General features: G+C 58.3%; 6 protein-coding genes. 3 read left to right on the plus strand and 3 right to left on the minus strand.

All coding sequences use genetic code 11. The annotated features are described in order from the left end of the window. Positions 1 to 494: 494 nt before the first annotated feature. Both VN887_12540 and VN887_12545 read right to left on the minus strand, forming a co-directional pair. Complete coding sequence (locus VN887_12540; protein HXT40833.1) at positions 495 to 1,799, minus strand: DUF1501 domain-containing protein; 1,305 nt, start codon at positions 1,797 to 1,799, stop codon at positions 495 to 497. A 1-nt stretch (position 1,800) separates the two neighbouring features. Then, positions 1,801 to 3,438 (minus strand): DUF1549 domain-containing protein, encoded by a 1,638-nt coding sequence (locus tag VN887_12545; protein ID HXT40834.1) that lies wholly within the window; start codon positions 3,436 to 3,438, stop codon positions 1,801 to 1,803. Positions 3,439 to 3,570: 132 nt separating this feature from the next. Between VN887_12545 and VN887_12550 the strand changes: the two genes are divergently transcribed. Continuing rightward, positions 3,571 to 4,746, plus strand: a complete 1,176-nt coding sequence (locus VN887_12550; GenBank protein ID HXT40835.1) for a hypothetical protein — start codon at positions 3,571 to 3,573, stop codon at positions 4,744 to 4,746. A gap of 185 nt (positions 4,747 to 4,931) precedes the next feature. Here the strand turns inward: VN887_12550 and VN887_12555 are convergent, their stop codons facing one another. Then, positions 4,932 to 5,264 (minus strand): cupin domain-containing protein, encoded by a 333-nt coding sequence (locus VN887_12555; GenBank protein ID HXT40836.1) that lies wholly within the window; start codon positions 5,262 to 5,264, stop codon positions 4,932 to 4,934. 79 nt (positions 5,265 to 5,343) lie between these two features. Here VN887_12555 and VN887_12560 point away from each other — a divergent pair, with 79 nt between their 5' ends. Both VN887_12560 and VN887_12565 read left to right on the plus strand, forming a co-directional pair. After that, complete coding sequence (locus VN887_12560) at positions 5,344 to 7,071, plus strand: DUF4974 domain-containing protein (GenBank protein HXT40837.1); 1,728 nt, start codon at positions 5,344 to 5,346, stop codon at positions 7,069 to 7,071. Positions 7,072 to 7,294: 223 nt separating this feature from the next. Continuing rightward, entirely contained in the window at positions 7,295 to 7,711 is a 417-nt protein-coding gene (locus VN887_12565) for a hypothetical protein (GenBank protein HXT40838.1), read from the plus strand. Positions 7,712 to 7,831: the final 120 nt, after the last annotated feature.

The following is a 7,831-nucleotide window of genomic DNA, read 5'->3' on the forward strand; positions in this document are numbered from 1 at the left end:
AAAAAGGGAGCTGGGTCAAACACCCCAAACCGTAGCAATGCCCCTCCGCCGAGGACCGAGCCTATGTGTGAAGCTTACTTACCGTCGCATTGGAGCGCGCTTAGCGACATCAGACCTGCGATAATTGACGCCGCGACCGCGAACTTTTTAAATTGGCCCGTCTCCGGTATTGTGACCTGGAGAAAGGATCGGACGACCGCGAACGGATTTCAGCCACCTTGTGAACTTTGCAAGCCGCCTAGAGCCAAAGACGACGGCCGCGGTAATGAGGAAATCACCCTTGTGGACAGCGCAAACTTCATCGACGGTTGATTGGATTGATTCTTCGGCGGAGCCAGGCATGGCGCTTGGACATTTTCCATTGAATTCAGACGCTCCGGTGCGCCCACTGTTCCGGGTTCCAATCCCACTCCGAGCCATCAACAGCCGGCGTCCCATCGTTCCGTCCGCAAGCCCAGGTCCACGAGGATCTGATGGGCGGAGGCGTTTTGGGATCAAACTTTCAACAATTCAGGGATCACATTGCCATCGCTGAGGGCGAGAGGACGGCCGACGGGAGTGATGATCTCCTTTTCAGGATTGATACCCAGAGTATGTTGGATGGTGGCGTGGATGTCCTGGACCTTGACGGGACGATCCGGCTCTTTCTTTTCACCCTCGGGATCGCTCGCGCCAACCACATGACCACCACGGATGCCGCCTCCTGAAAGCGCGACACTGAAGGCATAGGGCCAGTGATCGCGCCCGCCGACGGCATTCATCCGGGGTGTGCGGCCGAATTCACCGCCGCACAGCACAATCGTCGAGTCCAAGAGATTGCGTTCCTTCAGATCACGGATCAATGCTGCGAAGGCGGGGTCCAGCACGTTCACACGCTTACGCTGGAGTTCGTGGTTGTTCACGTGAGTATCCCAACCGCTCAGCGTCACTTCGACGCAACGCACGCCGGTTTCGATCAGGCGCAACGCTGCGAGACAACCCCGGCCGAAAGGCGTGTTGCCATACGCGGCACGCTGGGAAGCGGGCGCCTGCTTCACGTCGAAGGCCGCGAGTTGGGCGGAACTCATGATCTTCAGCGCGCGAGCCATGGCGATCTGGTGCAACGTCGTATCCATGTCGAGATTCGCGGGGCGGCCGCGATCGAAGGCGCGTTCAACCACTGACAAATCCTTCATTCGTTGATCGAGCCGTTCCCGCGAGACCTGCGGCGTCACGTCCTGGATCGGTCCTTGCGGGTCATAGACCTGGAACGCGTCGTATTGGGCGCCAAGATAGCCGCCGCGGGCGGGCCATTGATCGGGCAGAATCGATATGTGCCGCGGGATGTCGATGCCGGTGTCGTTCAGCTCGTGGCAGACCACCGCACCAATGGATGGATGAACGATGGTTGGGTTTGGCCGGTAACCGGTCTTCATATTGTAAACCGCGCGCTCATGGTCGGCCTCCTTGCTAACGACCGACCGCACGAGCGAGATGTCGTTCATCACCTCAGCCAGGCAGCCAAAACCCTCGGCGAGCTGGACGCCCGGGACCGCCGTTTTGGTCGCCTTCGTGCCAAAGGAGATTTTGCTGTCCGGATGGGGGTCGAAGGTCTCGAGCTGGCTTGGACCACCGGCCTGCCAGAGGATGATTACCGAGCGGGCCGGCTTGCCCCTGGGCGCCCGCTCCTCCGCGCGCGCGAGCAGTTGCGCGATGGGAGTCAGCCACATCAGGCCGGTCAAGCCACCCAGCTTCAACAAGGTTCGTCGCGAGAGGTGATCCAGCGAGCCGCAGCCGCATTCGGGTGATGTGTTGTTCATATCAGTGATTCCACGAAAACTCGGTTGAGTTGATCAACGTCCAGAAAAGGTCCTCCATCAACTGGGGGCGTTTGAGATTCACGGCATCCCTTAATCTTCCGACAAAATACCCGAGTTCCTCCGGAGTGGGACGCCGCGTGAGCGTGGCCAGGTAGGCCGTCTCGACGGCGGTCTGGTTGTCCGGCGCCAATGCGCCAATGCGCGTGGCGGAGTTCATGGCGAGATCTTCCTTCGTCCGCTCATGGATCAGCTTCCCGTTCATCATCACCAGTCGCTGGGGAATCGTACCGCCAAACTGGTCGAACTCATCTTCGCCAATATCACCGTATCGCTTCAAGAAGTCGTTCTGCTCGAAAAACCGCACTATCCGCACCAATACGTGCGAATCGGCATCGATGGTTTTCAATTTGGCGGATTGGAGGACGCTTCCGGCGACCTGCTCCGGCCGCAGGCGCGTGAGCGGAAACGAGGCGAATTGAGCCTCTTGCCCGGGCGTTACGGGATGGCCGGGATCGGTGGAGCGGCTGTCGAGCTGAAACACACGCGTCGCGACCATGACCCGAATCAACCGCTGCAAATCAAATTTGTGCGCGATCAAATCGTCAGCGAGAATTTCCATCGCAGGCGGGAATGGGCCTTCGAGGCTGATCTGGTCAATCGGCTTGTGCAACGGTCGATTGAATAGCAGCGCGGAAGCGCGGTTCACAATCTCGCGGGCGAACGGCCGGTTGTCCTGATGTGTGACCCAGGCGGCGAGGCGTTGGCGCAATGGACCATCGGCAGGCAGCAGGTTTGCATTAAAGGGCACCTTCGGCGGCACGATCTCCTTGTCCGATTTGCCGAGGTAACGGTATTCGTATTCCTTGTTCGGGTTGTCGCGCACACCGGTCATCGACATCTCTGCGCGCGCAAAGAACGCGGCGAGCTGGTGGAAATCCTGCTGTTTCCAGCGGCCGCCGAGCATGTCGTTGTGGCATTGGACGCAATCGATGCGAACGCCGAGAAAAGCGCGTGACACCCGCGCGGCCAGCTTCCGTTCATCCGGTCCTTCCTCTTTGTTGTTTTGATCGACGGTGACCGTGATAAAATTCACCTCGGGCTTCGTGGTCCAGATGCCTTCGGACGAGATCAAATCACGAACGAGTTCGTCGTAGGGCCGATTTCGCGAAAGCTGATCGCTCAGCCAGCTTACGAGGCGATGACGTCGATAAACAATGAATGGCCCATCCTCGACACCAACCAGGACGCGTGCGAACCGCTCAGCCAGATAGTCGTTGCAGCGCCGGTCTTCGAAAAGGTGCGAGAGCCACCACTGAAGTCGCTGTTCCGTCGGGTGCGCCTCGAAGGCGCGAATTTCCTCCAGTGACGGGATGGTGCCTGTCAAAGCCAGCGAGAGCCGGCGGGCGACAGTGAGATCAGGAGCGCCGCGGACCGGTTCCACGCCCGCAACCTTCCAGGCCTCGGCGAATGCCTGATCCACCCGGTCAACGACCCGCTTGAATCCAACGTCCTCAAAGTCCGCCGCATTGAATGACTTCGGCCCGGCAAATGGCTGCGGCTTGAGGATGCGGCCAACCACCAAAGCGGTGACCGCCAGGCATAAGACCAGAAAAACCGCGTTGCGAACCCAGAGCTTCATTTCTTCGGTTTGCTTCCCACTGTCCTACGATTCATACTTTGCAAAAGCTGAAACAATTGCCACTGCATTCCGTGTAATAGTAGCAGCGACAGGGCCAAAATGTTTCAGAAAATGTTAGCAGAAACGCAAATCATGCATTCGACCGACCTGCCGCCGCAGTTGCCTGCGACCGCTGCCGAACTGGAGCCGGCACCCAAAGTCACGATCTGGCGGAGGATCGCCCGAGGGGTGGTTTCCTCCCTGGACTGGCTCTTTGGCCTGCTTTCGCTGGTGCTTGGCCTGGCAGTCCTGTCAATTATTCCCGTGGCCAATTTCCTGAGCCTTGGCTATTTGATTCACGCCAGCGGACGTGTCGCCGCAACCGGCAGGTTGCGCAACGGGTTTGTTGGCATCCGCAAGGCGTCGGTGGTGGGGAGTTTCTTTCTCGGCACATGGCTGGTGTTGCTGCCGGTGCGCTTGATCTCCGGGATGTGGAAGGACGCGGAACTGATCGCGCCGGGTGGAGCGACCGCCGGCCGATGGCACGTCGCGGTGCTCGTTCTCACCGTCCTCGCGGTTCTGCATGTCGTATGGGCCTGTCTGCGCGGCGGTCGCGTGTGGCACTTCGCCTGGCCCGCCCCAATCCGCTTTTTCAAGTGGCTGTCCACCCCGGACAAATTTGAAATGATCCGCAACGCCGTGGTCGATTTCTGCGCGGGGCTTCGGCTGCCGTATTATTTCTGGCTGGGTGCGCGCGGTTTCTTTGGGGCGTTCGCGTGGCTGTTGATTCCGGTCGGATTTCTTATCCTTGCGGCCCAAATGCCGCCGGATAAAGGCGGGGGATTCTTTTCGCTGGTCGGCGGTTTTCTTCTGATGCTGGTTGTACTCTATCTGCCGTTCCTGCAAACGCACTTTGCTTTGAAAAACCGCTTCGCGGCGCTCTTCGCGGTGGGAGAGGTACGGCGCCTGTTCAAACGGGCGCCGATCGCGTTCTGGCTGTCACTCTTCATCACGTTGCTGTTCGCACTGCCGCTTTATCTTCTCAAGATCGAACTTCCGCCGCGCGAAGTCGCCTGGCTGCCCAGCCTGCTGTTTGTAATCTTTATCTTTCCCGCCCGGCTGCTCACCGGCTGGGCGGTCGGCCGCGCCAACCGGCGCGAGCGGCCGTGTCATTGGTTTTTCCGGTGGACCAGCCGGCTGGCGCTCATCCCGGTGGTGTTCTTTTACGTCTTTTTTGTTTATTTGACGCAATACCTTTCGTGGAACGGGTCACTCAGCCTGCTCGAACAGCACGCCTTCATGGTGCCTGCCCCACTGATGAATCTGTGAGATGACATGCCCGGCGCCGGTTTCACGCGGACATTTTCCGCTCAGTTTCCTTCGTGGCCGGACCGGCCCATCTTGAACCGGGCGCCGCCCCACGGGACACCTACCCGCGGGCTGCTTTGTTGGGGAAAAGTGGGACTTAATAGGAAACAGCTGCTTGTCACCCCCTCGCCGTGCAGCCGCTGCACCTACTGATTGACCGTCAACGGCCCGTCGAACAAGGTCAGGCTGATGACTTCTGTTTTGGCGTGGTGTGGGCCGTGTTTCACGCCTTTGGCGGCAAAGAAGAACGAACCCGTGGTATAAACCGCACCGCTCTCCTCCCATTCGCCCGAGAGCACATAACAGTACTCGTTCGCCAGCGGATGAATGTGCTCGGGCACCATAAGTCCCGCGCGAAACTTTCGCAGGATCGTCATGCCGCCGGTCGTTTCGTTTTTGTGTAGCACGAGCAGCTCGACGCCATCATAAGGCCCCGGCTGCCAGGACTTGTCCTTGGAAAGGGTAACGTAGGGAAACATGTACTCATGCCAACGCCGAAGACGGGAAATTGCAAGACTGCAGTCGCAACTCTTCCCGGAGCCTGGTATGAATGGTGACATGGCGAACCGAAGCGCCTCCGGCTGGATTCTGACGGGTGTTGGAGCCTGCGTGGTTTTATTCGCAAGCACGATCTGGTTTGGACGTTCGCAGAGCAGGCGTTCCCTTGAGGCATGGAAAGCGCGCATGATCGCGCGCGGAGAAAAGTTTGGTATTGATGAACTCGCTCCGCCTCCCTCAACGACGAGCGACACGAATCTCGACCGGATTATCTCCGCTTTTTCAGCATTGGAACGGAGTTCTTTCAACCCCGGCGTTTACTCAGCACTCGACTTTGCGGCTGCGGGCGAAGCGCGTGCGCCGTGGTCGCAGACAAATTTGACGGCAACTTATGGACAAAAAACCACGTCCTGGACGCAACTGACTGAAGAAATGGATTCGGTGCGTGAGAATCTGGATGAGATTCGCAGCGCACTGGAACACCCGGCGGATACGAGCATCTTCAACTATCACAATTTCAGTCCGCCAAACTTTGTCGCCCAGCGGGTCGTCGCGCAATGGCTCAAATGTGAAACAATCGAACGGCTCCACGCGGGCGACCTTGCCGGTGCGCAGGCCGCGCTCCGGCCGCTGACAGCTCTGACGCGACTCCACCAGAACGACCTGTTGGTGGCTAACTTGATGATCCGCGTCACCATCGGCGGCCTTGATTTTGAAGCGAGCTGGTCCGCGTTGCAGATGCCCGGCTGGACGGAACCGCGACTCGCAGAGCTGCAGTCGGATTGGGGGCGACTTAAATTCCTCGAAAAGCTGTCGCCGACCATCGAAATGGAACGCGCTCATGCTCTGGAGCAGTTCGATTACTCGCTTACGAACGGCTTGCAGCGCGCCCGCGCCCGCAGTCGCATGGTGTTTAGCGCGACGACGAGCAAGTCAGGTATCCGTACTTTTTTCGAGGAACACTTCCTCGATCCGTTCTGGCGCATCGCGTGGGCGGAGCAGGATGAGTTGTTCTACCTGGAAAGCATGCAGCGTCATTTGGACGCGATCAGGAACGCACAGAGGCATAAATCCTGGGCCAAATTCTCAGGCGAGCTGTTCCCCATCAACAGCCAGATCAATGAGCGGATGAACGGGTTGGGCGCCTTTCGTCACACATTGAGCGGACAGTTTACCATTGCCAGCTTTGTTCGTGCTTACGAATATGTGATGCGACAGGAGACCCAGCGCAGCCTGATGATCGCCGCCGTTGCTCTCAAGCGTTATCAGCTTCACTTTGGGAAATTGCCTCCGCACCTCGAATCGCTGACACCCGAATTCCTCGCGACTGTCCCTGTGGACTACATGAATGGGCAGTCGCTGCACTATCGCCTGGAGCCGGATGGCCTTTTCGTTCTCTATTCCGTTGGTCTGGATGGCAAAGATGACGGAGGCGATCCTCAACCGGCGGTGGCTTGGAAACCTTATACCGGTCTTTGGGACGGGCGCGACGCCGTTTGGCCACGACTCGCCACGGCAGCAGCCGGGGAAACAGCGCCCGCAGCGGAGATTCTGCAACTGGTAAAATTTGACGACGCACCGTTGCTCGATGTCATTCGAACTTTGGCGAGGCAGGCGAACCTTCAAGTCCAGATTGATCCAAAAGTGCTGAAGCAATCATTCGCTCCAGTCCGAACTTATTTGGAGAACGTGACGGCCGAGGACGTTCTCAAGGCCATTCTTGCCAACAACAATCTCGTCCTGGTGAAGCATCCGGGAACCAACATTGTTGGCATTACCTGGAAGTGAATCCGGCTGCAGGCACGGTAAGATCGACCCGGAACTTTCGCAGGATGGTCCCGCCACCGGTCGCCTCGTTAATGTGATGCACGGGTTCGACCCGTCGTAAAGGCCCGGCGTCCAGGATTTGTCTTTGGCCAGTGTGACACCGAGAAACATGACTTCATCCACCGTGAACGGCGTGAAAAGCAAGGTTGCGTTCACCTTCGATCAACGGAAACCTACGGCCATTATGAATCGAAAATGTCGGGGAGCCTTTCGCACGCGATTTGTTGCTATCCTGGCTGTCCTTGCAATGATCGGCGTGTTTCTTTGGACGGTGCTGGGTCGCCGTCAAAGCGCCCTTGACCAGTGGATGGCCCAAATGCGGGTCAAGGGAGAAAAACTGACGCTGGCAGAGCTTGGGTTGAACCGACCGGCACGCACAAATGCGGCGATGGAAGTCATCGAGATCGCCGCGAAACGACTGAAAGCGCTCGACCGCACGAAGATTTCCGGACAGTTCCAAAGGACAGAGGAGGTTGGTTCCGCCTTCAAAAGCGTCGCCTGGGCCGAAACAAATCTGCAGAGTGTCATGGGGCGCGTGCTGGGGTGGGAAACGTTGAGGAGAGAGCTGCCGCCGTTGCGACCCGTGGTGGCTTTGACCTGACCCCCAAAAGCTGGACATGACATAAATGAAGTTCTGCTTCAAAAGGAGCAGAACATGAAGAGAAGCAGATTCAGCGAAGAACAAATCATCGGCATCTTGCGGGAGGCTGATGGGGATAGT

This window comes from Candidatus Angelobacter sp. (assembly GCA_035607015.1).
In the GTDB taxonomy this organism is placed as follows: Bacteria; Verrucomicrobiota; Verrucomicrobiia; order Limisphaerales; family AV2; genus AV2.

Bases quoted from the DNA above. Each gene is read 5' to 3' on its own strand.
- VN887_12540 (HXT40833.1), bottom strand. From the start codon at position 1,799: ATGAACAACACATCACCCGAATGCGGCTGCGGCTCGCTGGATCACCTC.
- VN887_12545 (HXT40834.1), bottom strand. From the start codon at position 3,438: ATGAAGCTCTGGGTTCGCAACGCGGTTTTTCTGGTCTTATGCCTGGCG.
- VN887_12550 (HXT40835.1), top strand. From the start codon at position 3,571: ATGCATTCGACCGACCTGCCGCCGCAGTTGCCTGCGACCGCTGCCGAA.
- VN887_12555 (HXT40836.1), bottom strand. From the start codon at position 5,264: ATGTTTCCCTACGTTACCCTTTCCAAGGACAAGTCCTGGCAGCCGGGG.
- VN887_12560 (HXT40837.1), top strand. From the start codon at position 5,344: ATGGCGAACCGAAGCGCCTCCGGCTGGATTCTGACGGGTGTTGGAGCC.
- VN887_12565 (HXT40838.1), top strand. From the start codon at position 7,295: ATGAATCGAAAATGTCGGGGAGCCTTTCGCACGCGATTTGTTGCTATC.